This is a genomic window from Planotetraspora phitsanulokensis (assembly GCF_016863295.1).
Taxonomy (GTDB): Bacteria; Actinomycetota; Actinomycetes; order Streptosporangiales; family Streptosporangiaceae; genus Planotetraspora; species Planotetraspora phitsanulokensis.
Map to the genome: position 1 here is coordinate 71638 of NZ_BOOP01000013.1, position 26070 is coordinate 97707.

Annotated in this window: 19 protein-coding genes; 10 read left to right on the forward strand and 9 right to left on the reverse strand. The window is 71.8% G+C overall.

Annotated features, from left to right (window positions below; translation table 11 throughout):
- Positions 1-3: 3 nt before the first annotated feature.
- On the reverse strand, positions 4-414 hold the full coding sequence (locus tag Pph01_RS16055; protein WP_204073887.1) for a DUF2000 domain-containing protein: 411 nt from the start codon (positions 412-414) through the stop codon (positions 4-6).
- Positions 415-513: 99 nt separating this feature from the next.
- Between Pph01_RS16055 and Pph01_RS16060 the strand changes: the two genes are divergently transcribed.
- Positions 514-1338 carry an AraC family transcriptional regulator gene (locus Pph01_RS16060; RefSeq protein WP_239116739.1) on the forward strand — a complete coding sequence of 275 codons (825 nt, stop codon included), beginning with the start codon at positions 514-516 and terminating at the stop codon, positions 1336-1338.
- A 101-nt stretch (positions 1339-1439) separates the two neighbouring features.
- Positions 1440-5345, forward strand: coding sequence for an ATP-dependent RNA helicase HrpA (gene hrpA, locus Pph01_RS16065; protein ID WP_204073888.1), 3906 nt, complete (start codon positions 1440-1442; stop codon positions 5343-5345).
- A gap of 5 nt (positions 5346-5350) precedes the next feature.
- On the opposite strand, the gene Pph01_RS16070 is transcribed toward hrpA, so the two are convergent.
- Positions 5351-6889 carry a gamma-glutamyltransferase family protein gene (locus Pph01_RS16070; RefSeq protein WP_204073889.1) on the reverse strand — a complete coding sequence of 513 codons (1539 nt, stop codon included), beginning with the start codon at positions 6887-6889 and terminating at the stop codon, positions 5351-5353.
- Positions 6890-6987: 98 nt separating this feature from the next.
- Between Pph01_RS16070 and Pph01_RS16075 the strand changes: the two genes are divergently transcribed.
- Positions 6988-7632 (forward strand): HAD family hydrolase, encoded by a 645-nt coding sequence (locus Pph01_RS16075; RefSeq protein ID WP_239116740.1) that lies wholly within the window; start codon positions 6988-6990, stop codon positions 7630-7632.
- Positions 7633-7776: 144 nt separating this feature from the next.
- Here Pph01_RS16075 and Pph01_RS16080 read toward each other — a convergent pair whose 3' ends face one another.
- Complete coding sequence (locus Pph01_RS16080) at positions 7777-9390, reverse strand: serine/threonine-protein kinase (protein WP_204073891.1); 1614 nt, start codon at positions 9388-9390, stop codon at positions 7777-7779.
- Positions 9391-9427: 37 nt separating this feature from the next.
- On the reverse strand, positions 9428-10774 hold the full coding sequence (locus Pph01_RS16085; RefSeq protein WP_204073892.1) for an SGNH/GDSL hydrolase family protein: 1347 nt from the start codon (positions 10772-10774) through the stop codon (positions 9428-9430).
- A 201-nt stretch (positions 10775-10975) separates the two neighbouring features.
- On the opposite strand from Pph01_RS16085, the gene Pph01_RS16090 reads away from it, so the two are divergent.
- From Pph01_RS16090 to Pph01_RS16105, 4 genes are all read left to right on the forward strand, one after another.
- On the forward strand, positions 10976-13519 hold the full coding sequence (locus Pph01_RS16090) for an ATP-binding protein (protein WP_204073893.1): 2544 nt from the start codon (positions 10976-10978) through the stop codon (positions 13517-13519).
- A gap of 57 nt (positions 13520-13576) precedes the next feature.
- Positions 13577-13744 carry a hypothetical protein gene (locus Pph01_RS16095; RefSeq protein WP_204073894.1) on the forward strand — a complete coding sequence of 56 codons (168 nt, stop codon included), beginning with the start codon at positions 13577-13579 and terminating at the stop codon, positions 13742-13744.
- A complete protein-coding gene (locus Pph01_RS16100) occupies positions 13741-15138 on the forward strand; it encodes a threonine/serine exporter family protein (protein WP_204073895.1) in 1398 nt (465 codons plus the stop codon). The genes Pph01_RS16095 and Pph01_RS16100 overlap by 4 nt, the downstream gene beginning before the upstream one ends.
- A gap of 121 nt (positions 15139-15259) precedes the next feature.
- Positions 15260-16057: a tyrosine-protein phosphatase gene (locus Pph01_RS16105; protein WP_204073896.1), complete on the forward strand. Its 798-nt coding sequence runs from the start codon at positions 15260-15262 to the stop codon at positions 16055-16057.
- 60 nt (positions 16058-16117) lie between these two features.
- Here the strand turns inward: Pph01_RS16105 and Pph01_RS16110 are convergent, their stop codons facing one another.
- Both Pph01_RS16110 and Pph01_RS16115 read right to left on the reverse strand, forming a co-directional pair.
- Positions 16118-17182 carry a Gfo/Idh/MocA family oxidoreductase gene (locus Pph01_RS16110; RefSeq protein ID WP_204073897.1) on the reverse strand — a complete coding sequence of 355 codons (1065 nt, stop codon included), beginning with the start codon at positions 17180-17182 and terminating at the stop codon, positions 16118-16120.
- Between the two features lie 23 nt (positions 17183-17205).
- On the reverse strand, positions 17206-18111 hold the full coding sequence (locus Pph01_RS16115) for a PAC2 family protein (RefSeq protein WP_204074105.1): 906 nt from the start codon (positions 18109-18111) through the stop codon (positions 17206-17208).
- Between the two features lie 107 nt (positions 18112-18218).
- Here Pph01_RS16115 and Pph01_RS16120 point away from each other — a divergent pair, with 107 nt between their 5' ends.
- The gene (locus tag Pph01_RS16120) at positions 18219-18605 is read left to right on the forward strand and encodes an ankyrin repeat domain-containing protein (RefSeq protein WP_373315666.1); all 387 of its coding nucleotides are present in this window, start codon (positions 18219-18221) and stop codon (positions 18603-18605) included.
- A gap of 71 nt (positions 18606-18676) precedes the next feature.
- Entirely contained in the window at positions 18677-19651 is a 975-nt protein-coding gene (locus tag Pph01_RS16125) for a 4-epi-cubebol synthase (RefSeq protein ID WP_204073899.1), read from the forward strand.
- Positions 19652-19657: 6 nt separating this feature from the next.
- Here the strand turns inward: Pph01_RS16125 and Pph01_RS16130 are convergent, their stop codons facing one another.
- Entirely contained in the window at positions 19658-21772 is a 2115-nt protein-coding gene (locus Pph01_RS16130) for an ATP-binding protein (protein ID WP_204073900.1), read from the reverse strand.
- 319 nt (positions 21773-22091) lie between these two features.
- Between Pph01_RS16130 and Pph01_RS16135 the strand changes: the two genes are divergently transcribed.
- Positions 22092-22259 carry a hypothetical protein gene (locus Pph01_RS16135; protein WP_204073901.1) on the forward strand — a complete coding sequence of 56 codons (168 nt, stop codon included), beginning with the start codon at positions 22092-22094 and terminating at the stop codon, positions 22257-22259.
- Between the two features lie 73 nt (positions 22260-22332).
- On the opposite strand, the gene Pph01_RS16140 is transcribed toward Pph01_RS16135, so the two are convergent.
- On the reverse strand, positions 22333-23214 hold the full coding sequence (locus tag Pph01_RS16140; RefSeq protein WP_204073902.1) for an ABC transporter permease: 882 nt from the start codon (positions 23212-23214) through the stop codon (positions 22333-22335).
- Positions 23211-25877 carry an alpha/beta fold hydrolase gene (locus Pph01_RS16145; protein ID WP_204073903.1) on the reverse strand — a complete coding sequence of 889 codons (2667 nt, stop codon included), beginning with the start codon at positions 25875-25877 and terminating at the stop codon, positions 23211-23213. The genes Pph01_RS16140 and Pph01_RS16145 overlap by 4 nt, the downstream gene beginning before the upstream one ends.
- Between the last annotated feature and the right edge of the window lie 193 nt (positions 25878-26070).

The window sequence follows — 26070 nt, forward strand, 5'->3', positions numbered from 1 at the left end:
CGGTCACGGGTGCAGCGGCAGGCCCTTGAGCGTCTTGTCGACCGCGTTCTTCGGCCCGTGGACGGCCAGCCCGACGAGGGACATCTGCTCGGCGGCGACCGCGCGGACCGCGGCCCGGTTGTCCACGTCGTGGCCCGTCTTGAACATCTCCTCGATGTAGACGGCGGTGTCCAGGCCGCGCGTCACGGCCCCTTCACGCACGCGCGCGAGCCCGTCGGCGTCCGCGGCGTACACGAGCACGGGCTGGCGGAACATCGGCAGGTAGGCGGTGCCCGAGCCGTCCTCGTACGGTTCGCCGATCACCTCGGGAACCCCGCCGGCGACCGCGCTCGCCAGGAACGCCGTCACGTTCAGCTTCTGCCACACCTCGAGGTCGCCGCGGACCGCGATGCCGATCTTCGTGTCGAAACGCATGGCCCCATGCTGGCCCGCCCCGCCGTACCGGGTCTTGAACGCTCGTGCGCCCCCGGGCGGGGGTTGGCCGCGCCGGCGGCGTGTCCGCACAATGGACGGGTGGTTCAGGACTGGTCCACCTACTGGCGCTCCGCCGACCAGCCGGTTGAGGCGATGCACGCCCACTTCGCCCGGCACGTCTACCACCGGCACAGCCACGACACCTACTCCTTCGGCGTGACCGAGGAGGGCGCCCAGTCGTTCACCTGCCGGGGGTCGGCGCACACCAGCGCGTCAGGCATGATCATGGCGTTCAACCCCGACGACCCGCACGACGGGCACGCCGCGGACGAACTCGGCTTCACCTACCGGATGATCCACATCGGCCCCTCGCTGATGGCCGGCATGCTCGCCGACGCCGCCGACCGTCCCGTCGGCCTGCCGCTGTTCCAGCATCCGGTCGTCGACGACCCCGTACTCGCCCGGCGCCTGCGGGCGCTCGGCGTCGCGCTGCTCGGCGGCGCCGACCGGCTGCGCCGCGACGAACTGCTCGCCGGCGCGGTCTTCGCGATCGTCCGGCGCGCGACCGGACGGCCGTGGCGGCCCGCCCGATCCACCTCGCAGGACGTGAGGCGGATCGCGGAACGGGCCCGTGAGCACCTCCGCGACACCGTGCCGGCGGACGTGACCGCCGACGACCTGGCCGCGGTCACCGGTCACAGCCGGTTCGCCGTCTATCGCGCCTTCACCTCGGTGTACGGCATGCCGCCCAGCGACTACCAGCGGCAGTTGCGCCTGCGCACGGCCCGCCGGCTGATCGCGCGGGGCCTGCCCCTCGGCGAGGTGGCGACGCTGTCCGGGTTCGCCGACCAGAGCCACCTCACCCGGTGGTTCACCCGCTGCTACGGCTTGAGCCCGGGACGGTTCCGCAGGGCCGCACAGTGATCCGGTCGCTCCCGCGCGACCCCGTCGGGCCCGCCCGCGAAGTCGCCGGCGGAAATTAGCTGGCGAAGCGGTGGGGGCGGTTGCCTATCCTTGAGCATGGAATGAACACGCTCGCTGATCTCCAGGGCCGCCTGCCCGGCCTCATGCTGCGCGACCAGCGCAGGCTCCGCCGCCGTCTCGACGGAATGCGCAAAGTGCGTGACGGCGCGTCACGCCGGTCCATCGCCGACGAGATCGCGGGTGACATCCAGACCGCGGAATCGAAGGTCGCCGCCCGCCGTGAGGCGGTGCCGTCTCTCAGTTATCCGCCCCAACTGCCGGTCAGCCGGCGCAAGGACGACCTGCTCGCCGCCATCCGCGACAACCAGGTCGTGATCGTCGCGGGCGAGACGGGCTCGGGCAAGACGACGCAGCTGCCCAAGATCTGCCTGGAACTGGGCCGCGGGGTCCACGGCCTGATCGGGCACACCCAGCCCCGGCGCATCGCGGCGCGCACGGTCGCCGAGCGCATCGCCGAGGAGCTGTCGATCCCGATGGGGGAGGCGGTCGGATACAAGGTCCGCTTCACCGACCACTCCAGCGACGGAACCCTCGTCAAGCTGATGACCGACGGCATCCTCCTGGCGGAGATGCAGACCGACCCGCTGCTGCTGCAGTACGACACGCTGATCATCGACGAGGCGCACGAACGCAGCCTCAACATCGACTTCATCCTCGGATACCTCAAGCAGCTCCTGCCCCGGCGCCCCGACCTCAAGGTCGTCATCACCTCGGCGACCATCGACCCCGAGCGCTTCTCCCGGCACTTCGCCCCTCCCGGGAGCGCCGAGGGCGCCCCGATCGTCGAGGTGTCCGGCCGGACCTATCCCGTCGAGGTGCGGTACCGGCCCGTCGAGGAGGACGACGACCAGACCCAGGCCATCGTGCAGGCGGTCGACGAGCTGTGCGCCGAGGGCCCCGGGGACATCCTCGTCTTCCTCAGCGGCGAGCGGGAGATCAGGGACACCGCGGACGCGCTGAAGGGCCGTGACGAGGAGGTCCTCCCGCTGTACGCGCGGCTGTCGGCCGCCGAGCAGCACCGCGTCTTCCAGGCGCACCGGGGCCGCAGGATCGTGCTGGCGACCAACGTCGCGGAGACCTCGCTCACCGTGCCCGGCATCCGGTACGTCATCGATCCCGGCACGGCGCGCATCTCGCGGTACAGCCACCGGCTCAAGGTGCAGCGGCTGCCGATCGAGCCCGTGTCGCAGGCGTCGGCCAACCAGCGCACCGGGCGCTGCGGCCGGACCTCGGACGGTGTCTGCATCCGGCTCTACGCGGAGGACGACTTCGTCTCGCGGCCGGAGTTCACCGACCCGGAGATCCTCCGTACGAACCTGGCGAGCGTCATCCTGCAGATGACGTCACTGGGGCTGGGCGACATCGCGGCGTTCCCGTTCGTCGAGCCGCCCGACAGCAGGCAGATCAGGGACGGCGTCAACCTGCTCCAGGAGCTGGGGGCGCTGGCCGACGGCGACGGAAAGCTCACCCCTCTCGGCCGCAAGCTCGCCCAGCTCCCCGTGGACCCCCGCCTGGCGCGCATGGTGCTCGAAGCCGAGGGGAACGGCTGCTCGCGCGAAGTGATGATCATCGCTGCGGCGCTGTCGATCCAGGACCCCCGCGAGCGACCGGCGGACAAGCAGCAGGCGGCCGACGAGAAACACCGGCGCTTCGCCGACAAGGAATCCGACTTCGTCACGTACCTGAACATGTGGAACTACCTGCGTGAGCAGCAGCGGGCGCTGTCGTCGAGCGCGTTCCGCCGGATGTGCAAGGCGGAGTTCCTGAACTACCTGCGCGTCAGGGAGTGGCAGGACATCGACAGCCAGCTCAGGCAGGTGGCCAAGACCCTGGGCATCGTCCCCAACAGCGTCGACGCGGACCCGCAGCGGATCCACCAGTCGCTGCTGAGCGGCCTGCTCTCGCACATCGGCGTCAAGGATCTCGAGGCCAAGCGCAAACAGGACGGGCCGCGCCGGCCCATCACCGAGTACGTCGGCGCGCGCAACGCGCGGTTCGCCATCTTCCCCGGCTCGGGCCTGGCGAAGGCGCAGCCGCTGTGGGTGATGTCGGCCGAGCTCGTCGAGACCTCGCGGCTGTGGGCGCGGGTCAACGCCAAGATCGAGCCGGAGTGGATCGAACGGCTCGCCCAGCACCTCATCAAGCGGACCTACAGCGAGCCGCACTGGGAGAAGGACCAGGCCGCCGTCATGGCCCTGGAGAAGGTCACCCTGTACGGTGTGCCGATCGTCGCGGAACGCAAGGTCACCTACGGCCGCATCGATCCGGAGCTCAGCCGCGAGCTGTTCATCCGCAACGCCCTGGTCGAGGGGGACTGGCGGACCCATCACAAGTTCTTCCACGACAACCGCAAGCTGCTCAAGGAGGCCGAGCGGCTCGAGGAGAAGGCCAGGCGCCGGGACATCGTCGTCGACGACGAGACGTTGTTCGACTTCTACGACGGCCGCGTCCCTCCCGAGGTGGTCTCCGGGCGTCACTTCGACAGCTGGTGGAAGAAGACCTCGCGCGAGACCCCCGACCTGCTCACGTTCACGCCCGAGATGCTGGTCAACTCGGGCGCGGGGGTCAGCGCCCGCGACTATCCCGACTCGTGGGGGCAGAGCGGGCAGCGGATGCGGCTGACGTACCGGTTCGAGCCGGGCGCCGCCGTCGAGAAGGCCGCCGTCGTCGAGAAGGCCCCCGAGAGCACGGCCGACGGCGTCACCGTGCACATCCCCCTCGACGTGCTGAACCAGGTCGACCCGGCGGGCTTCGACTGGCAGATCCCCGGTCTGCGCGAGGAACTGGTCACCGCGCTCATCAGGTCGCTTCCCAAGCATCTGCGGCGAAACTTCGTGCCCGCCCCCAACTTCGCGAAAGCCGTACTGGAACGGGCGGAGCCGGGAAGCGAGCCGATCCTGGACACGCTGGAGCGGGAGCTGCACCGGATGACCGGCGTGACCATCCCCCGCGAGGCGTGGGCCCCCGACCAGGTGCCCGACCATCTGAGGATCACCTATCGGGTGGTCGACGACAGTAAGCGGCCGGTCGCGGAGGACAAGGACCTCGAGGCGCTCAAGCGCAGACTGGCCCCCCGGCTGCGCGCCACCTTGTCGAAGGCGGCCGACGACCTGGAGCGCACGGGCCTGCGGACCTGGACGATCGGGACGTTGCCGAAGGTCTTCGAGCGGGGCAGGCTGCGCGCCTATCCCGCGCTCGCCGACGAGACCGGCAGCGTGGCGGTCCGGATGTTCGAGACCGAGGCCGAGCAGCGGCGGTCCATGTGGGCGGGCACCCGCAGGCTGGTCCTGCTCAACACGGTCAGCCCGGCCAAGGCCATCCTGCGCGGGCTGGGCACCGCGCAGAAGCTCGTGCTCAGCCGGAGCCCGCACGGCGGCGCGGCCGAGCTGTTCGACGACTGCACCGCCTGCGCGGCCGACACGCTGATCGCCGAGGCGGGCGGACCGGCCTGGGACCAGGCCGGGTTCGAGCGGCTGCACGACCACGTGCGCGCGTCGTTGTTCGCCACCACGGAGGAGGTCGTCGCCAGGGTCGAGCGGATCCTGGCCACCTGGCACTCGGTGCAGACCGTCCTTCGCGGTCCGGCCGACTCCGTCGCGGACATCAGGGAGCAGCTCGACGCGCTCGTCTACGCGGGCTTCGTCACGGAGACGGGCTACGACAAGCTCCCCGACCTGCACCGCTACCTGCGGGCGGTCGAGCGGCGGCTGGAGAAGCTGCCCGACGACCCGCACCGCGACCGTGAGTGGATGCACCGGGTGCACGACGTCGAGGACGACTATCGCGACCTGCTCGACCGGCTCAAGCCCGCGGAACGGGACGCGCAGGCCGTACGGGACATCCGGTGGATGATCGAGGAACTGCGGGTGAGTTTCTTCGCGCAGCAGCTCGGCACGCCCGCCCCCGTCTCGGAGAAGCGCATCCGCAAGGCCATCGACGCGATCTGAGCGGCCTAACGGCCGAGGGCGGCGCCGATCAGGGCACGCGGATCCGCGGCTCCGGCGAGGACGCCCGAGGGCAGGACGTCGATCAGGTGGGCGTGGCCGAAGTTGGAGCCGTACTCCACCGCGGTGACCGGGTGGCCGTGCTCACGCAGGCCCTCGGACCACGGCCCGCCGTCCTCGACCTCGACGACGGCCTCCTGCCGCCAGGTGTCGAAGCCGGTGTCGGCGCCGTCGACGCCGAGCGCCCACCGGGGGGCGCCGATGACCTGCCCCGGGGTCTGGCCGTGGCGCAGCAGCCGGGTGACCAGTTGCAGCAGGATCTGCGGCTGGGCGTCGCCGCCCATGGTCCCGATGACCGACCGCAGCGAGCCGTCCTGGTGGGTGATCAGCGCGGGGGAGAGCGTGTGGGGCGGCCGCCTGCGCGGGCCGTACTCGGCGGGGTGGCCGGGCGTGAGCGAGAAGCCGATGCCGCGGTTGTGCAGGTTGATCCCGGTGGCGGGTTCGAAGATCAGGCTGCCGAAGCCCGCCGCGTTCGACTGGATGAGGGAGACGCCCATGCCGTCGCCGTCCACCACGCACAGGTACGTGGTGTCGCCCGGAGCGGTGTGGTCGATGAACGGCGTGCGCCGCTCGGGGTCGATCATCGCGCGCCTGGCGTCCGCCGAGTCCAGGGGTGCGGTGGCCCCTTCGTGGAGGACGTCGAGCCGGTCGTGGCCGGCCGCGCGGGCCGACTCGACGAGGAGATGCGCCCACCGGGGGTCAGCGGGATCGTCGGGCAGGTCGAGCTTGTCGAGGATCGCCAGGGACAGCGGCAGCAGGTAGCCCTGCGAGTTCGGCGGGATCGTCCAGATCCGGTGGCCGAAGGCCTCGGCCTGGATGGGCTCCACCCAGTCGGCGTTCGGCCGGGTCAGGTCCTCGGGAAGGTACTCGCCTGCTCCGAGCGCGAGCAGGCCCTCGCCGAACTCGCCCTCGTAGAAGGCGGCCCGGCCCCCTGAGGCGATCGCCTCCAGCGTCCTCGCGACGCCGGGACGGCGGATCACATCACCTGTGCGCCTCGCCGCGGCGAAGTCGCCCGCGCCCGTGAGCGAGCCGATGAACTCGCCGCCCGGCGCCAGGAGCGGCGAGGCGGGGAAGCCCGTCGTGGCGTGGCGGATCGCGGGGGCGAGGATCTCCGGCAGCGGCAGCCGTCCGAACCGCTCGTGCAGGGCCGACCAGCCGTCGACGCACCCCGGCACGGGGACCGACCGGATGTCGTAGAGGTGCGGCATGCGGTCGTGGCCCTCGGCCCGGAGCCGGTCCGGGTCGGCGCCCGAGCCCGATCGGCCCGACGCGTTGAGCGCGTGGGCGGACGACCCGTCGTGGACGAGGGCGAAAAGGTCGCCGCCGAGTCCGCACAGGTGCGGAGACGTCACGGCGAGCACGGCGTTGGCCGCGATCGCGGCGTCCACCGCGTTGCCGCCCCGATCGAGGACGGCTGCCCCAGCGGCGGATGCGAGATGGTCGACCGTGCAGACCATGCCATTCAGGGCGTACCGCGTTCTGCTCACGATTGGGGACTCTACGACGGGTGGACCACGGTGAGGAGACCACCCCCTAGAGTGGCCGCGATAGTGACGAAATGGTGACGAATGAAAAGGAAACGGCTGTGATCCGGGCGCTGGTTTTCGACGTGGGCGAGACGCTGATCGACGAGACGCGCATCTGGACGCGCTGGGCCGACAGGCTGGGGGTCCCCCGGGGGACCTTCGTGGGGCTCATCGGCGGAATGGCCGCTCTCGACCGCCCGCTCCGCGACGCGTTCGAACTGGTCCGGCCGGGCTTCGAGCTCGGTGCGGAGATCGCGGCCTGGCACGCCGACGATCCGGACGGCCTGCGGGAGAACTTCGACGAGGACGACCTCTACCCCGACGTGCGGCCCGCTCTCGTCGCGCTCCGCGACGCCGGATACCAGCTGATCGTCGCGGGGAACCAGCCGCCGCAGGCCTATGACGCGCTCACCGCGATGAACCTGCCCGTGGACGGCGTGCACACCTCGGCGGGCTGGCGGGTCGAGAAGCCGGAGCCCGAATTCTTCGCCAAGGTCGCCGAGGTGGCCGGGCGCGCGCCCGAGGAGATCCTCTACGTGGGCGACCGACTCGACAACGACGTGCTTCCCGCGATGAGGGCGGGCATGCGGGCCGCACTCCTGCGCCGTGGCCCGTGGGGGTTCCTCCACGCCGCCCGTCCTGAGGCGGAGCGAGCCGATCTGGTCGTCGACCGTCTCACCGACCTCGTCACCCGGCTCGGCTGACCGCCGGGGCACACCTGAGGCGGTCATCGGGGCGAGGTTCCCTGAGGAGGCCGCCGGGGGTGGTCAGCCGAAACGGCCACGGGGACGCGGGACGCCTGAACCGGCCCCGGTGCTCGGACACCTCGATGCCCGGGGCGCGGGCGCCTAACCCGCCTTGGTCAGGTCGCCGTTGTACTCCAGCGCGCCTAGCGCGTCGTTCCACCGGTACGAGAGGCCGCCGCCCTTGCGCTCGAGGTGGACGGTGCCGGGTATGCACTGCCCGGCGTCCACCAGGTCGAAGGTCAGCGCGGAAGGGGTCGCCTCGGTGAGCGCGAGGGTGCCCTCGCAGGAGTTGGCCGGCTCCTTCCACGTTCCCTTGTCCTCGCCGGCCTTCAGGTCGATCTCGACGTCGTACTCGCCCGTCAGGCCGGCCGGAGTCGGGGTGATGTGCCCGCGCCAGGTTCCCGCGAAGGCGGCGGGGACGGTCGCGCCCGTGCCGCCGTCGTCCGGGTCGTCACCCGGGTCCGGGGTGTAACCGTAGTCCGTGGGGTCGTCCGTGCCGGCGGGGTCGTCCGTGCCGGGCGTCGCGGGATCCTGCGTCGTAGTGGCCGCGCTGTGGGCGCCCGCGGGGGTCGTGGAGCCGGACGTCGCGCCGGTGCCGGACGGCGTGACCAGCCCGGGCAGAAGGAACGCCGCCGCGACCGCCACGGCCGCCACGAGCGCGGCCAGCCCGGCGATCAACGGGGTGCGCGAGCCGCGACGCGTGCCGCCGGGTTCGGTGCTCAGCGGCTCCGGTCCACCGGGCACGTCACGCGGCGCGGCCACGTCCTGCCGTCCCGCCGGCATGACCTCCGGGGGGCTCGCGGGGTGTGCCATGGGCTGCCCGTCCGCCCGCCGCGGCTGGGTCCGGTCCCCGTCCGGCTCGCTTCGCACGCCCCCGTGGGCTCCGCCGTCCGCGGCCGCCACCCCTGCCACGAGCGGGTCGGGAGCGGATCCGACCAGGCTGAGCAGCAGGTCACGGGCCGTGGGCCGTGCCGCCGGGTCCTTGGCCAGGCAACGCCCGACCGTCGCACGGAGGGGAGCGGGGACTCCCGTGACGTCGGGGTCGGTCGTCATGATCTTGTGCAGCACGGCGGCGACGTGGTCCCCGCCGAACGCCCGGTGGCCGGTCGCGGCGAAGACGACGGTGGCGCCCCACGCGAAGACGTCGGACGCGGGGCTCGCCGGGCTTCCGGCGATCTGCTCGGGGGCCAGGTAGGCCGGCGTGCCGATCGGCCCCGCCGTGATCGTTTCGCTCTCGCCCTGCCGGGCGATGCCGAAGTCGACCACGCGCGGGCCGTCCGGGCCGAGCAGGACGTTGCCCGGTTTGAAGTCGCGGTGCACGATCCCGGCCGCGTGGATCGCCGTCAGCGCGGTCGCGGTGCCGACCGCGAGCCGCTCCAGCTCGCCGCCCCGCAGCGGACCGCCTTCGGCGACGCGCTGCTGCAGGGAGGGCCCGTCGACGTACTCGCTCACGATGTACGGCTCGCTCCGGTCGACCTCGGCGGTCAGCACGCGAGCGGTGCAGAAGGGGGCCACGCTCCGCATAGCGTCCAGCTCGCGGGCGAGGCGGGTGCGGACGGCCGGATCGAGGCCGGTCTTGATGACCTTGACGGCCACGGGCTCGCCGGCGGCGTCGTGAGCGAGGTAGACGACCCCCTGACCGCCCTCCCCGAGGCGTCCGGACAGGCGGAACGCGCCGAGAGTGGTCGGGTCGTCGGGGGCCAGAGGGGCGACCATGGTCATACCGTAGCGATCGCGCCAGGCTCTTCGGGACTCAGAGCACCCGCAGCGGCACCGCGTCGGCCAGCCGGCGGCGACCGGCGTCGCTCATGTGCAGATGGTCGCCGTCGTCGTACGCGCGGGCGAGCCGTTGCGGAGACCCGGGGTCGCGGACGGCCTTGTCGAAGTCGACGACGGAGTCGAAGGCGCCGCTGGTCCTGATCCACCGGTTGACCTGCTGCCGGATCCGCTCCTTCTGCCTGGTCCAGCTGCCGAAGCCGTGGAACGGGGTCAGCGTCGCGCCGACCACCCGCAGGTCCTCGGCGTGCGCGGCCTTGATCAGCTTCTTGTAGCCGTCGATCAGCGGCTTCGCCGAGTCGTACGACCCCCGGGAGATGTCGTTGATCCCTTCGAAGACCACGACCGTGTGGACACCGGGCTGCGAAAGGACGTCGCGCTCGAACCGGGCGATGCCGCTGGGGCCGACGGCGGGGCGCAGGATCCGGTTGCCCGCCATCCCCGCGTTGAGGATGCCGAGTCTCGTCGGCCGGGGACCGGCGGCCAGCCGCCGGTGCAGATAGTCGGTCCAGCGGCGGTTGGCGTCGTTCGCCTGCCCCGTCCCGTCGGTGAGCGAGTCGCCCAGCACCGCGACGGATCCGATCGCGGGCACGGTGCCGACCGCGACGCGGTCGACGAAGAACCACTGGTTGCTGGTGTAGGTGTACCCCTTCGCGGACTCCTCCGCCGCGTGGTCGCCCGGACCGGACATGTACGTGGTCGCGAAGGCGCGGTCGTGGCCGGTCACGCCGTGGACGTAGTCGGGGAGGTGGACGCTGACGACGAGGTCCTGGCCGCCGGTGACCTTCCCGGGCATCGGGTCGCTCCAGACGCTCTGCCCGGCGGGGACCGTCACCGACGTGTCGCCGTCGAACGTCACCGGGCGGTTGGTGCCCGCGCGGACCTTGGCACCTGAGCCGTGAACGCCGAGATGGACGTCCGCGAACGTCACCGGAGCGAAGCCGAAGACGTTGGACAGGTGGACGCGCGCCCCTGATCCGCCGAGGCTCGCCCGGACGACCATCCGGACCGTCTGGCCGCCGACCGCCGTGGTCACCCGGGTGGTCGCCGCCGACCAGGTGCCGACCAGGTGCTCGTCACCGGGGGGCGGGGTCGGGGTCGCCGTGGACGGCAGGGGGGTCGGCGTGGGCGCCGGCGGTGTGGGCGTCGACGGTATGGGCGTCGACGGTGTGGGCGTCGGAGTCGGCGACGGGTCGGGTGTCGGCGCGTCGTCCCGGCGGTGGGCCTCGGCCGGAGCGAAGGCGCCCGCGGCCACCACACTCGCGATCATGGACGCCGCGAGTGCCAGGGACACCGCGGACAACCGGTGAACCGGCCGTGCCATCCAGTTCCTCCACTACATGTGACCGCGGAAGACTCCCGCGGCGGGAAGAGCGTCTGCGGTGCCATACCTTACCGATGTTTTGACAACGCGAGACTGGATGGCCACGCGGGTGCGCACAGGTAGATCGATTCTGCTTGAATCGCGGGTGAGATGCGATCGTCGACGACGCCCTGACACCCCAGCCCCTGAAGGACGCGACGGATGCGCCGGTCCAGGCACGATGACAAACTTCCCGTTCGGCGACGGCAGTCGATCGCGGGCCCGGCAGCCGCGGGCTTCATCGCCGCCGTCGCCAGCGCGCTCGGCACCTCCCTCAACATCTGGACGCTCCCCATCAGCGCCCGGGTCGCGATCACCGTGGTCTCCGCCGTGCTGGTCGGAGCGCTGGCCTGGGTGACCGCAGAGCCGCGGCAGGCGGAGCCGGCCGTACGGCGCGGTCCCGAGGCGGTTCCGCCTCCCGCCCAGCTTCCGCCCGCCATCGCCCACTTCACCGGGCGCGGGGAGGCCCTCGCCGAGCTGCGTGAGCAGTTCGCCGACCGTAGGGACGACTCGCCGCTGGTGGTGTCGATCTACGGCCAGGGCGGGGTGGGGAAGTCGGCGCTCGCGACGAAGTTCGCCCACGAGATCATCGGCGCCTTTCCCGACGGCCAGCTCTACTTCGACCTGCGCGGCCCGGACGGCACCGCCGGGCCGGAGGACGTGCTGCTGGGGTTCCTGCGCGCCCTGGGCGTCCGGCTCACCACGGACCCCGGTGGCCTCGCCGAGCTGCAGAAGCTCTGGTGGACCTGGACCAAGGACCGCCAGATCCTGATTTTTCTGGACAACGCCCAGAACGGGGACGACGTCAAGGCGCTGATCCCGCCTGAGCCCCGGTGCGCGGTCATCGTGACCTCCCGCCAGCCGCTGTTCCTGCGTAACCGTCACGACCGGCAGCTCGGAGCGTTCACCGAGGCGCAGGGCGTCGAGCTGCTCGCCCGGCTCGCGGGCGACGACAGGGTGGCGGGGGATCTCGACTCCGCCCTCGCGATCGTGCGGCTGTGCGACCGGCTGCCGCTCGCCATCAGCATCTGCGGCGGCCGCCTGTCGACGAGGGAGAACTGGTCGCTGAAGGAGCTGGCCGACCGGCTGGGTGACGAGCGCCGCCGCCTCGACCACCTGGAGGTCGGGCGGCGGATCGACAAGAGCGTCCGCGCCTCCCTGCAGCTCAGCTACGAGGACTGCACCGACGTCCAGCGCCGCCTGCTCCGGCTCATGGGCCTGCTGACCGCGCCCGACGTGCAGGGCTGGGTGGCCGGCGACCTGCTCGACACCTCGGTGCTGGACGGCGCCGACCAACTGGAGGCGCTGGTCGACACCCAGCTGGCCGAGTGCTCCGGGCGCGACGGCACGGGGGAGATGCGCTACCGCCTGCACGACCTGGTGCGCCTGTTCGCCCGCGAGCTCGCCATGGAGGAGGAGCCGGAGAGCCACCGCCGCGCGGCCATCGAGCGGGTCCTGTACGGCTATCGCCGCCGCGCGGAGGCCGCCGCGACCGACCGGTGGCCGCAGGACTGGCGCCGCAGGGGCACGCGCAGGGGGCCGGTGACGAACCGGCCCGAGTCGGAGGCCGAGGTGTCGTCGGCCGAGTGGTTCGCCTCCGAGCGCGTGGCGCTGCTGTCCGCGATCCACATGGCGAGGGCGGCCGAGCTCTGGGACCTGGCGTGGGGGACCGGCAGGGCGTTCTGCTCGCTCTGCCATTCGCTGCGCGCGTACTGGTCGGACTGGCAGGTGGTGGCCGACGTCGTCTGCGAGGCCGCGACGCGGGCCGACGACCCCCGCGCGCTCGGGATCGCGCTCATGGAGCGGTCGGCCGTCCTGGGGGGCATGGGCCGGCCGGCGGAGGGCCGGCGCGACGCCGAGGGGGCGCTGGAGATCTTCACCGGCCTCGGCGAGTCCTGGTGGGCGGCACGGGCCACGCGGTCGGTGGGCATGTCGCTGTTCAGCGACGGGAACCTCGACCGCGGCCAGGGCCACCTGATCGACGCCATCGCGGCCTTCAAGGCCGAGGACGACAAGTGGTGGCAGGCGAGGACCCAGCGCAACCTGGCCGAGCTCCGACTGGCCCAGCGGCGGCACGGTGAGGCGAGGAAGCTGCTGGAGGACTCGCTCGGCGTCTTCCAGGCGGACGGCAACCGCTACTCGGAGGCCCAGACCCAGCGCGTTCTCGGCGAGGTGCTGGCCGCGGAGGCCCGCGCCCACCTGGCGGCCGGAGAGGCCATGGAGGCGGAGCGGAAGTTCATCCTGGCGGGCAACGCCCTCCGCTTCGCCATCCGGGCCTTCCGCGACCGGCACGAGGAGTGGGAGGAGGCGCGGTGCCTGCGGGCGGCGGGGGAGATCGGCGACCCCCAGAACGGCCTGCAGGAGTACGTCTCCATGCGCCGGGCCAAGGAGCAGCTCGCCAAGCTCGGCGACTCCTGGGGCGTGGCGCGGACGGGCCTGTCGGAGGGCCAGGTGCTCGCCCGGCTGGGCCGTACGCCGGAGGCCGTCGTGGCCCTGCGCGGCGCGGTGAAGGACTTCGAGGATCTCGGCGACCGCTGGTGGCTGGCTCGCAGTCTGCGCACCCTCGGCGAGGCCCTCGTGGACGCAGGACGGCGGCAGGAGGCTCGGGAGCCGGTCGAGCAGGCGCTGGCGATCTACCGGAGCCTCGAGAACGAGGGCGGGGTGTCGCGCGCCCAGGACGTGCTCGAACGGGCCATGCGTCCGTGACGCCGACTCATTGGGAAAATCGCCATTTTATGTATCATTGGTCCAATTTGGACCTAAATGCGTAAGTTCGGTGATGGGTTGGACGAGCCCATGGCGGAGGGGCGGGCGGTATCGGTGAACGTGGGCGTGCTCGGCCTGCTGACCGGCCTCGCCGCCACCCGGGACGGTGCGGACAGCGGGTTCGTGGCGCTCCGGCGGCTCCTGGACGAGACCGCGAGCCGATGACCGTTGTGGACGGGCCCTCAGGGCCCCCCGGGGAGCCTCCTGCTCCGGCGGGCGAGGACGCCAGCGAGATCATGCTGTTCGTCCTGCGCATGGGCGAGTTGTTGCTGAGAAGCGGAGCGCCCTCGGCTGACGTTGTGGCCACGATGACGGAGGTCGCCGAGGCCCTCGGGCTGCGCAACTGCGCGGCGGACGTCACCTCGGGCTCGATCGTGTTGTCCTACCGAAGCGGGCCGCGGGCCGTGCCGCTGACCGAGATCAGGGTGGTTCGCGCCGCCGTCCTGGGTTACGCGCGCATCGAGGCCCTGCACCGCCTCGCCGAGAAGATCAGAGGCGGGCGGATGGACATGGCCGAGGCCTCGGCCCGCCTGGGTGAGATCGAGGCCGCGCGGCCGGCCCATCCCGCGTGGCAGGTCACCCTGTCGTGGGCGTGCCTCGGCGGATTTTTCACCGTGATGCTGGGCGGCGGGCCGGAGGTCTTTCTGGCCGCCGCCGGGGTGACCGCGTTCATCGACCGCGCCGGTCGCCGGTTGTCGCGCCGTGGTGTCCCCGCCTTCCACCAGGCGGTCCTCGGCGGAGCGGTCGCCACCGCCGTCGCGACCGGGCTCTTCGTCTCCGGCGGGACGACCCAGGCGCCGCTCGTCGTCGCGGGCGGAATCGCGATGTTGCTGCCCGGGCTGTCGTTCGTCGGCGCGGTGCAGGACGCGATCGCGGGCTATCTGGTCACGGCCGCGGCACGGGCGATGGAGACCGCCGTGGTCGTCGCCGCGATCGTGGCCGGGGTGGGAACCGTCCTGTACGCCGCGGTGCGCGCCGGGCTACGCGTCCCCCAGGTCCAGCCGGACGGATTGGCGCCGCACGGATGGGCTGGACTTCCGGTGGAGGTCCCGGCCGCGATGATGGTCTGCGTCTGCTTCGCCTTCTGCGTCCAGGCGACGCGTTGGAACATGCTCACCGCCGGATTGGCGGGGGCCGTGGGCTGGACGGTCTACCTGGTGCTCACGCAGGAGTGCGGCTTCCCGCCGCCTCTGGCCACCGCCGTCGCCGCGGTCGTCGTCGGGCTCGGCGGTTACGCCTTCGCGCGGCGTACCAACGGCACGGCGCTGCTGCACACCGTCGCGGGCATCGTGCCGCTGGCTCCCGGCTACACGATCTACCAGGGCCTGCTGCAACTCAGCCACGGCCAGGCCGGGCCGGGATTCCTCGCCATCGGCCAGGCCGCCGCCATCGGTCTGGCGATCGGAGGCGGCCTGACGCTCGGCCAGGCGATCCTCGACCGGCCCGCCCGCGCGGTCCCGGAAGCCGGGATGGTGATCAGCGGTCCGGTACGGCGACGCCTCCTCGGCGGTCGCCGGGGTGAGCTCAGGCCCGACGGCGTACGGCCGGCGGCAGAGTGAACGTGCCTCCCCGGCCTCGCCCAGGGCCACCTCGACGGCGGGGACACGGCCCGGGCGGGCGGGCAGACGTTCATGGGGCGATCACGCAGGCGACAGATTCCGGCAGATAGGCTCATAGGCGATGAACACCTATGAGCGTTGGATAGTTCTGGAAGGTGCGGTCAACGTACGAGACCTCGGCGGCCTCCCCACCGTCGACGGAGAAACCACCCGGTTCGGACGGATCCTGCGGGGCGACAACCTTCAGGGGTTGACCGGCGGAGATGTCACCCGGCTGGTCGGGGAGCTCAAGCTGAGGCACGTCGTCGACCTCCGGTCCGACACCGAGGTCCGCCTCGAGGGCCCCGGCCCGCTCAGCCAGGTGGCCGATCTCGGCATCCACCACCTCAGCCTCTTCGCCGAGGGCGGCCGTCTCACCGACGTCGACGCGGACACCCTCGACAGCCGGGCGCTGCCGTGGCAGGACGAGAGGGACGAGGCGGCCCTCGCCGAGCTGCGGGTCACCGGCTACTACTACGGCTACCTCCGGGACCGTCCCGACTCCGTCGTGGCGGCGCTGCGCGTGCTCGCGGAGGACGACGGCATGGCGCTGGTCCACTGCGCCGCGGGCAAGGACCGCACCGGCGTGGTGAGCGCGCTGGCGCTGGCCGTGGCCGGGGTCACCACGGAGGCGATCATCGCCGACTACGCGGCCACGGGCGAGCGCATCGAGGCGATCCTCGCGCGGCTGCGGGCGAGCGAGACCTACCGGTCCGACCTCGACGGCAAGCCCGCCGACAGCCACGTTCCCCGGCCCGAGTACATGGCGCAGTTCTTCGCCACCCTCGAGGACAGGTTCGGCGGCCCGCTCGACTGGCTCGGAGGCCACGGCTGGACGGACGCGGACACCGAGGCGATGCGCACCCGCCTCCTGGCCTGAACCAGGCTCCCGGCCGCGACCGGATCCGGGCGTGAACCGGATCCGGGGGCCGAGCCCGCCTCAGGCCGGGTCGGCCTGCTTCATGACCACGGTGGACCCGGTGGCCGCCGAACGGGCAGCCGCCTCCAGCACGGCCACGGTCTCGGCGGCGCTCTCGGGGGCCACGGGCGGCGGCGCGCCCTCCAGCAGACAGGCCGCCACGCCGGCGTAGAACTCCGGGTAGGCTCCCGGCTCCGTCGGCACGGTGCGGGTGTCGCCGTCGGCGCCCAGCGAGCCCCAGCGCTCGGACGGATCCGCGCCCCAGACGACACCGGGCGTCCCGGGCCGCTCGCCGGCGCGCAGCCGCTCCTCCTGCGGGTCGAGACCCCACTTCACGTACGCGCCCCGGGACCCGAGCACCCGGAACCGGGGGCCGAGTTGCGCGGTGACCGCGCTCATCCACAGATGCGAGCGCGTCCCGCCGGTGTGGGTCAGCGCGATGAACGCGTCGTCGTCGGCCCGCACCCCCGCCCGCCTGACGTCGCTCTCGGCGTAGACGTGCGAGACCGGCCCGAACAACTGCAGTGCCTGGTCGACCAGATGGCTGCCGAGGTCGTAGAGCACGCCCGCGATCTCGTCGGGGCCGCCCATCTCGCGCCAGCCCCCCTTGGGGACCGGCCGCCAGCGCTCGAACCGCGACTCGAAGCGGTGGACGTCGCCCAGTTCGGGAAGCAGCCGGCGGATCGTCAGGAAGTCTCCGTCCCACCGCCGGTTCTGGAAGACCGTCAACATCGACCCGCGGTCCCCGGCCTGCCGTACGAGGTCGCGGGCCTCCGCCGCGGTCCCGGTGAGCGGCTTGTCCACGACGACCGGGAGGCCGCGCTTGATCGCCTCCTGGGCCAGCGGCACGTGCGTGCGGTTGGGCGAGGCGATCACGACCAGGTCCGAACGGCTCCACAGATCGTCGGCCGACTCCACGACCTCCGCATCGGGATGGTCCTGCCGTACCTGCTCGGCTCTGGCGGAGTCGCGGGTCACCACGGCGGAAAGCCGCAACCCGGGGGTCGCGGCGATCAGGGGCGCGTGGAAGAACGATCCCGCCGGGCCGTAGCCGATCAGCCCGACGCGGATCTCAGAGGTCGGCATGAACTCACCTTATGTGGAATGGATCAGTTGTCGTGGTCGTCGCGTTCCGCGAGGAATGCCTCGAACTGGGCGGCCAGCTCGTCACCCGTCGGCATCGGGGTGCTCTCGGCGAGGAGGTTCTCCCGCTCGGTTCCCGACTGGAACGCGTCGTACTGCTGCTCCAGGCCCTGGATCGCGCCTGACAACTCGGTGGACGCGCTGATCTGCTGCTCGATTTCGGCCGTTGTCTCCTCGGCGGCGCCGCGGAGGCCGTCCATGGGGAAGACGAGCCCGGTGGCGCGTGTCACCGCCTCCAGGGCCGCGACGGCCGACTGGGGATACTCGGCCTGGGCGAGATAGTGGGGGACGTGGACGGCGTAGCCGACGGCGTCGTGGCCCTTGGCTCCGAGGCGTAACTCGATCAGAGCCGCCGCGCTGCCCGGGACCTGCACCCGGCCGAAGGGGCTCGGCTGGCCGACGATGAGCTCGGGCCGGCTGCCGTGCGAGGTGAGACCGAGCGGGCGGGTGTGGGGGACGCCCATCGGGACGCCGTGCAACGTGACGAGCCTGCCGACGCCGAGCCGCGTGGCCAGCATGCCGACGGCCTCGGTGAACAGCTCCCACTCCCGGTCGGGCTCGGGGCCGGTCATGATCAGGAACGGCGTTCCCGTCACGTCCCGGGTGAGATAGACCACCAGTTCGGGGCTGTCGTAGTCGACCCAGTGGTCGGAGTCGAAGGTCATCACGGGACGGCGGGAGCGGTAGTCGAGCAGGCGGTCCACGTCGAAGGTCGCCACGACTCGGTGCTCCAGCTCGGCGAGCAGGTGCCCGAGAGCCAGCCTGCCGGCTCCTCCCGCGTCCACGAACCCCTCGAAGTGGTACAGCAGCACCGGATCGGTCAGCTCAGGGACGTCCCCGTCGAGCCGGTAAAGATCCGTGGGGTCGAACACCGTGTTCCAGCCTTTCTCAAGGGGACTTGCCATTACCTACTGAACCGCTGGGGACCCGCCTGGATTCCGCGTGATGGAGGTGACCTTACCGGGGGACAATGGTCGGTATGGAGCCGGATCCGGAGCTTGAGGCGTTCGCCACCAAGCTGTTCGGTCTCGCACGGGCAGGGGAGACCGACGCCCTGTGCGCCTACGTGGACGCGGGAGTGCCGGTCAACCTGCGCAACGACAAGGGCGACACGCTGCTCATGCTGGCCGCCTACCACGGGCACGCGGCCACCGTCCGCGCGCTCACCGCACGCGGCGCCGACCCGGACCTCGCGAACGACCGCGGGCAGACGCCGCTCGCCGGAGCCGTCTTCAAGAAGGAGACGGAGGTGATTCGGGCGCTGATGGACGCCGGCGCCGATCCGGCCGCCGGCACGCCGTCCGCGCTGGACACTGCCCGGTTCTTCGGGAGTTCCGACATCGTGGGGATGTTAGGGCCACGTTGAGGTCGGGGGCCGAAATTTCCGAAAATGCTGCCGCTCTAGCGCTCTATTGCCCAAATGGTCATGCTTGGCGGATGGCGACTCCCTCTGTGAAGCAGATCGGCAGGGAACCGATCCGCATCCCCTCTCTCACCTGCCCCTTCCCGAGTGCAGTGAATCCGCATGTGGACGAGGTCGACAGAGACACGCTGGCGTGGCTTGCGACCTCGGGAATGGTCGACGATCCGGAGCAGTTGGAGGTGTACCGGCGGGCCGCGTACGGATGGCTGGGCGCGCGGACGTACCCGTACGCGTCCCAGGAACTGTGCCAGCTCGTCACCGACTGGTGCGTCTGGCTGTTCGCGTTCGACGACGCGTTCTGCGAATCCGACAGGCGCGCGGCCGAAATCGCACGAGCCCTGCCGCAGCTGTACGTCGTGGTGGACGACCTCCCCGGAGACCGCGGCACGGATCAGATCGAGAACCCCTTCGCCCGGGCACTGCTGGACATCAAGGCGCGCATCGCCGACCACGGTGGCCCCGACCAACTCGACCGGTGGCGAAGCGTCACCAAGGACTACCTGTTCGCCCAGGTGTGGGAGGCGGCCAACCGGGAGGACGACGTCGTCCCGACGGTCGGCGACTACATCTTCATGCGGCGCAGGACCGGCGCGATGCTCACCGTGTTCGCGCTGATCGACGTGGCGGCCGGAAAGCGGCTGACTCCCGCGGAGTGGCGCCACCCCGCCGTCCACGCGATGACCGAGCACGCCAACGACGTCGTCGTGTGGGACAACGACCTCATCTCCTACGCCAAGGAACAGAGCGGCGTCAACGTCCGCAACAACCTGGTCAGCGTCCTGTCCGGGCACACCGGGCGGACCGTCCAGGAGGCGATGGACCGGATCGGCCAGATGCGCGACCAGGCCGTCGCCGAGATGGTGACGCTCGGGCCGGTCCTGGAGTCACTCGGCTCGCCCGCGGTGACGGCCTACGCACGCGGCCTCGAGTACTGGATCAGCGGCAGTGTGGACTACTCGCTGACCAGCTCGAGGTACTTCGACGTCTGACCGCTGTCAGTCGCTGGGAGCGCGGAAATCGTCGAAGTCGTCCAGTGCGTACTCGATGAGGTCGCTCAGGCTCAACCGCGCTCCCTCGGCGTAGGCGTCGTCATAGGCGGCGTCGCCGATCGCCTTCTTGCACTCCTTCACGCACTGCTCGTGCTCGGTCGTGAAGAACGGCGATCCGAACAGGGGCAGGCCGAAGGTCTTCCAGTTGGCTTGGGCCGCGCCCAGCAGGAACGCCGTGCGCTCGGGCCAGCCGAGGTCGAGGCTCAGCCCGGCCAGCTGGTCGACGCAGAGCACCACGCCCAGCACGTCGTGGAAGTGGCGCTTGATGCGCAGCGCCTCCTTGCACGCCGACAGCGCGTCGTCGCGGCGGTCGGTCGCGCGCCGGACGAGCGAGGTGACGTACCAGGCGTAGGACCGCAGCCACAGCTCGCCGCGCTCCTGGCAGACCTTGAGGCAGTCGGCCAGGAGGGTCTCCGCCTCCAGGAAGTCGCCCTGGGAGAGCAGGACCATCGACAGCTCGACGATCGCCGGGAGCAGGCCGGGGTTGAGCTCGCGTCCGCCGCGGTGGAACTCGATGGCGACGCCGAGCAGCGCGGTCGCCTTCTTGGCGTCGCCCTGCAGCATGGCGGCGGTGCCCTGCATCTTCGTGGCGAGCAGGACCGCGACGGAGTCGCCCACCTGGACGGCGTCGGTGCTGCACTCCTCGGCAGCGGACAGCGCGCCCGCCATGTCGCCCTGTGCGCTGCGCAGATAGGCGAGCACCCACAGCGCCTTGCAGCGCTCCTGGCTCGGGGTCGGGCAGTTCTTCAGCGCCCGCTCCAGATACAGGGCGCCCTCTCTGGCGAACCCGCACGCGACCCACAGGAACCAGAGCGACGACAGCAGCTCCAGGCCGATCCGCGCCTCACCCGGTGTGGTCAGGCAGTAGTCGACGGCGATGCGGATGTTGTCGTGCTCCTGGCGCATCCGGGTGTACCAGTGCACCTGCCGCGGGCCCGACCACGACTTCTCGCTGCGCTCGGCCAGCTGGAGGTAGTAGTCGCGGTGGCGGCGGCGCAGCTGGGCCGTCTCGCCGAGCTTGTCGAGCCACTCCCCGCCGTACTGCCGGAGCGTGTCGATCAGCCGGTACCGCTGGCCGGCCGCGGTGGGGAAGCTGAGCAGCACCGACTTGTCGACCAGGCCGGACAGAACGTCGGCGATGGTCGCCGGCGCGAGGTTGTCGCCCGCGCACACCGATCGGGCGGCCTCCAGTTCGAAGTCTCCCGAGAAGACCGACAGCCGGGCCCACAGCAGGCGCTCGGCGGGCTCGCACAGCTCGTGGCTCCAGCCGATGGCCGCGCGGAGCGTCTGGTGCCTCGGCAACGCCGTACGGCTGGCCCCGGCGAGCAGGCTGAACCGGTCGGCCAGCAGCGCGAGGATCTGCTCGACCGACAACGTCCGCAGACGGACGGCGGCGAGCTCGATGGCCAGCGGGATGCCGTCGAGGCGGCGGCACAACTCGGCCACGGCGACGACGTTGTCCTCGTCGAGCACGAAGTCGGGCACGACGACGGAGGCGCGTTCGCTGAAGAGCTCGACGGCCTCGTTGTTGTACGGGTTGTCCGCCGGGTCGTCGCTGGGGACGGTCAGCGGCGGGACCGCCAGGGTGTACTCGTGGCGCGCGTTGAGCGATCGGCGGCTGGTCGCGATGATGCGCAGGTTGGGCGCACGGTCGAGCAGTTGGTCGGCCAGACGGGCGCAGGCCTCGACGAGGTGCTCGCAGGTGTCCAGGATCAGCAGGAGCTCGCGGTCGGCCAGCCACTCGGCCAGCGTGTCAGCCTCGTCCCTGGACGACTGGTCGGCGATGCCGAGAGCCGAGGTGATCGCGTGGTGCACCATGCCCGGGTCCTGCAGCCGGGCGAGATCGGCGTACCAGACGCCGTCCTTGTACTTTCCGCGAATCTGGTGGGCGATGCGCAGGGCGGTCCGCGACTTTCCGACTCCGCCGATCCCGGTCACGGTGACCAGCCGGGATTCCTGAAGTCGCTGCCTGAGCGAAGCCAGTAGGCGCGTGCGGCCCACGAAGCTGGTCAGCTCGGTGGGCAGGTTGCCCTCTCGTCGCCATCCTGATGGCGTTGCCATGCCGCCTCACGGGGGGATCGTCCGGCGTGCTGTCTGTTCCCGCATCGTACCTTTGGCGACCGATAGATGTCCGGATGTGCGGTCGCGAGGTTTCCGCCCCGGGGGAAAAACACCCCACGCGCGGTCCGGATCCCCGCCCCCGCACGGGACGACCGACTCGGCACCGTCCGGCGCCGCTCCCGCCCGGAGAGGGGCCCGCTCAGGCCGCCGCGGTCACCGGGTGCGGGGGAGCGTCCGGTCTCAAGCTGGGAGCGGTCCGGCCTGAAGAGGAGGACCGGTCCGGCCGCGCCCCGGCGACACGGCCGGATAGCATTGGACCGTGACTGAGCAGCATCCGGATGACCTGCGTCCGGTGGACCTCTTCGACGAGGGACTGCCGGTGCTTCCCGACCAGACCAGTGACGACACCGATCTCGGCTGGGGCGAATGGAGCCCCGGTTCCGACGACTCCCGTTTCCTGGAGGATCGCCCGCCCCACTGGGAGTAGGCCCCTCCCCGAAGCGGCTCCCCGCGCAACGGCCGGCGCACGCTCGTGCGCCGGCGGCCGCGGCACATCGCGTCTAGGACACCACGTCCTTGCGGCGGAAGCGCCGGAAGGCGAACGCGATCAGGATCACCGAGTAGGTCACCGACACCGACACGCCCTTGATCATCCCGCTGTAGTCCGGCTGGGGTGACAGCGCGTCGAGCCACGCGGTGTTCCAGAACGTGGGCAGGAACTCGCGGAACGAGCCGAGGGCCTCGACCGCCTGCAGGATGCTGCTCACGATCACCAGTCCCACGGCGCCCCCGACCGCGCCCAAAGGGGAGTCGGTGCTGACCGAGAGCAGGAACGCGAGCGACGCGACCACGAGCTGGCTGACCAGCGCGTACCCGATGACGAGGGCGAACTTGGGCAGCACGTCCGTGGCCGCGATGATCTCGCCGGTGCCCGGCACCCGGATGTCGTGCCAGCCGAACGCGAGCGTGCCGGCCAGCAGCGCCATCAACGGCAGCACGGTCACCGCGGCCGCCGAGTATCCGAGCGCGACGATCAGCTTCTGGCGCAGCAGCCGGTCACGGGGGATCGGCGCGGCCAGCAGATAGCGCAGCGATGACCAGCTCGCCTCGCTCGCCACCGTGTCGCCGCAGAACAGGGCGACGGCGACGACGAGCAGGAAGCTGGCCGACACCGACAGCGCGAACGCCGCGAAGTTCAGCCCGCCCGCGGTGGCCAGGTCGGACAACCTGAGCGAGTTGCCGCCGTTCGATCCCGGCCCGAACTGGAAGGCCACCACGAGCACCCACGGCAGGGCCAGCAGCAGGGCGAACATCGCCAGCGTCCGGCGCCGCCTGAACTGGCGCACGATCTCAACACGCAGCGGCAGGGTCCGCCCGGGCGCGTACCCCCGGGCGTAGCCCAGCGCGTCCTCGCCGGCGGCGGGGCTCACGGGGACGCTCATCTGCTCTCTCCGATCAGATCGAGGAAGACGTCCTCGAGGCGGTGGCCGGAGCCGTTGGAGGACGCGGAGGCGCCGAGCAGGCCGTCGACCGGTCCCTCGGACACCAGCCGTCCGCGGTGCATGACGACCACGTGGCTGCAGGTCTGCTCGACCTCGCCGAGCAGGTGACTGGAGACGATCACCGTACGGCCGCCCTGGGCGTACGCCTTGAGCACCTTGCGCATCTCCGCGATCTGGGGTGGGTCGAGCCCGTTGGTGGGTTCGTCGAGGACCAGGAGGTCGGGCAGGCCGAGCATGGCCTGGGCGATGGCCAGCCGCTGCCGCATCCCCTGGGAGTAGGTGCGCACCGCGCGCTCCAGGGCTGCCCCCAGACCGGCGATCTCCAGCGCCTCCTCCAGGTGCGCGTCCTCGGCCGGCCGTCCCGTGGCCTGCCAGTAGAGCTCGAGGTTGGCCCGCCCCGACAGGTGCGGGAGGAAGCCGGGCCCCTCCACGAACGACCCCAGACGGGACAACACAGGCGCGCCGGGCACCACCGGATGCCCGAAGATCCGGATCTCTCCCTCGTCGGGGAGGATGAGCCCCATCAGCATGCGCATCGTCGTGGTCTTGCCGGCGCCGTTGGGGCCGAGCAGGCCGAGCACCTGCCCTCGCTCCACCCGGAAGGACAGGTCGTCGACCGCCTTCTCGCCGTTGCTGTACCGCTTGCCCAGTCCGGTGATCACCAGCGGGACGTCGGCCAGGTCGGGGCGGTCTGCGGTGGACCTGGCGGGACGGGCGCGCCGGGTCAGGACGAGGACCGCCGCGGCCAGCGTCGCCGCGAGCGGCAGGGCCCAGGTCCACCAGGCCGGGCCGGTCGCCGGAGTCACCAGCGCCGGGTCGGCGGGCACGGTCAGCTCGGGGGAGGCCAGCCCGATCCGGTAGACCGCCGGCGTCGCCGGCGTGCTGAACCCGAGGTCGGTGGCCGAGATCACCACCCGCATCCGATGGCCGGCGTCGAACGTCCTGTCGATGGCCGGAAGCGTCACGGTGACCGGCGTGCCCTCCTCGGTCGCGGTGACCCGGAACGGCGCGACCAGGCTGGACGGCAGCACGGCCACCGGTCCGCCCGAGGAGTCGTAGAGCTTGGCGAACAACGTGGCCTCGCCCGTGCCGTACACCTTGACCTGGACGGTGGGACTGCCGGTGACGTGCGCGGGGGCGGTCAGGGGAGCGGACTCGAACGCGGCCGCCTGGCCCGGAATGTCGAGGGAGACGCCGAGGCCCCCACCGCTGCGGAGCAGGCTGCCGAACCCCGGGACCGAGGAGATGGAGGCGGGCGAGCCGCCCGGAGGGTTCGCGATCTGCTGCTCGGGCCCGGAGAGCCGCACCGTCGTCCTGGTGGTGCCGGACAGCCCCGGATAGCCGTTCGCGGTGGCGTGCACGAGCACGGTCTGGCGGGTGCCGGGGTCGCGGCCGCCGTCGCGGCTCACGGTGAAGGCCGCGGCGCCTGCGGCCGCGCCCGCCGTCCTCGTGCTAGCTGTCCCAGTGCCCGTGCCCGTGCCCGTGCCCGCGCCCGCGTTCGCGCTCGTGCCCGTGCCGGTCGCGGTGGAGCCGGGGCCGTTCTTGAGCCAGCGGTCGAACCAGTCGGCCGTGCGGTCGAAGACCCAGTCGGGCTCGTTGTCGCCGCCGTCGTGCCCGCCGTTGATCCAGGCCACCTCGACGGGCGCGCCGGTCGCGGCGATCTGCCGCGCGTTGGCGTCCGCATGTCCGAGGGGGAACAACGAGTCGCGCTGCCCCTGGATCAGGAGCGTGGGGATGCGGATCTTGTCCGGCACCGAGGAAGGGCTGGACCGCCGCAGCAGGTTGATGGCCTCGGGCGTGGCCCGTCCGGTGGAGGCGACGGTCTGGTACATGTCACAGATCGCCGGGAGGAACCGCCCGCACTGCACCTGTTGCGGAGTCAGGGCCTGGGCGGGGCCGGACGGCCCGGACAGCCCGGCCAGGCCCTGCGCGTCGAGGCCGCCGTCGGGGGCGAGGCCGCTGCCGCCGGAGCTGAAGAAGATCCCCGCCCACATCTTCTTGAAGACGCCGTTGATGGGGCCGTTGCCGCCCGCGTCGGGGAAGAGCGCGTCCGCGAGGTCGTTCCAGGTGATCTCGGGGGCGATCGCGTCGATCCTGCTGTCGTAGGCCGCGGTCATGAGGGCGATGGCCCCGCCGTACGAGCCGCCCGCGATTCCGACGCGCGGATCGCCCGCGCCGTCGAGGCGCACCTCGGGACGTTTCGCCAGCCAGTCGACGAGCTGGCGGACGTCCTTGACCTCGTAGTCGGGGGAGTTCAGCGCGATCTCACCGGTGGAGCGGCCGAATCCGCGGGCCGACCAGGTGAGCACGGCGTAGCCCCGCCCGGCCAGCCGTACGGCGAGGTCGCGGACGCTCTGCTTGCTCCCTCCGAAGCCGTGTGCCAGCAGCACCGCGGGGGCCTTCCCGCCGGTGGCGGGCGGGAAGAAGGTGGCGTCGAGGGTCACCCGCTGGTCGTCCGCGGGGCCGTCCACCACGGAGATGGCCGTGTCCTGGCCCCGGACCGGCTTCCCGGAGGGCCACAACGCCCATGCGAGGCAGCCCACGACCACGAGGACCAGCGCGACCACGGCAGTCAGGGCCCGCCGCCCGCCCGGAAACGTCATATCGCGATGCTACTGAGCGATCAGAGGAGATCGATCCGCGCGAGCCGGGATTTTCGGCCGCCCGGGTATCGATCGAGCCACGGCGTCCCATTGGCCCGCTGCTCGCGGGGATGCGAGGCGCCCGCGCGAGGCCTCCGGGGCGACTTCTCCGGGACATCCCCGATTGCGCCCACAACCGGCGGACCGGCATCAT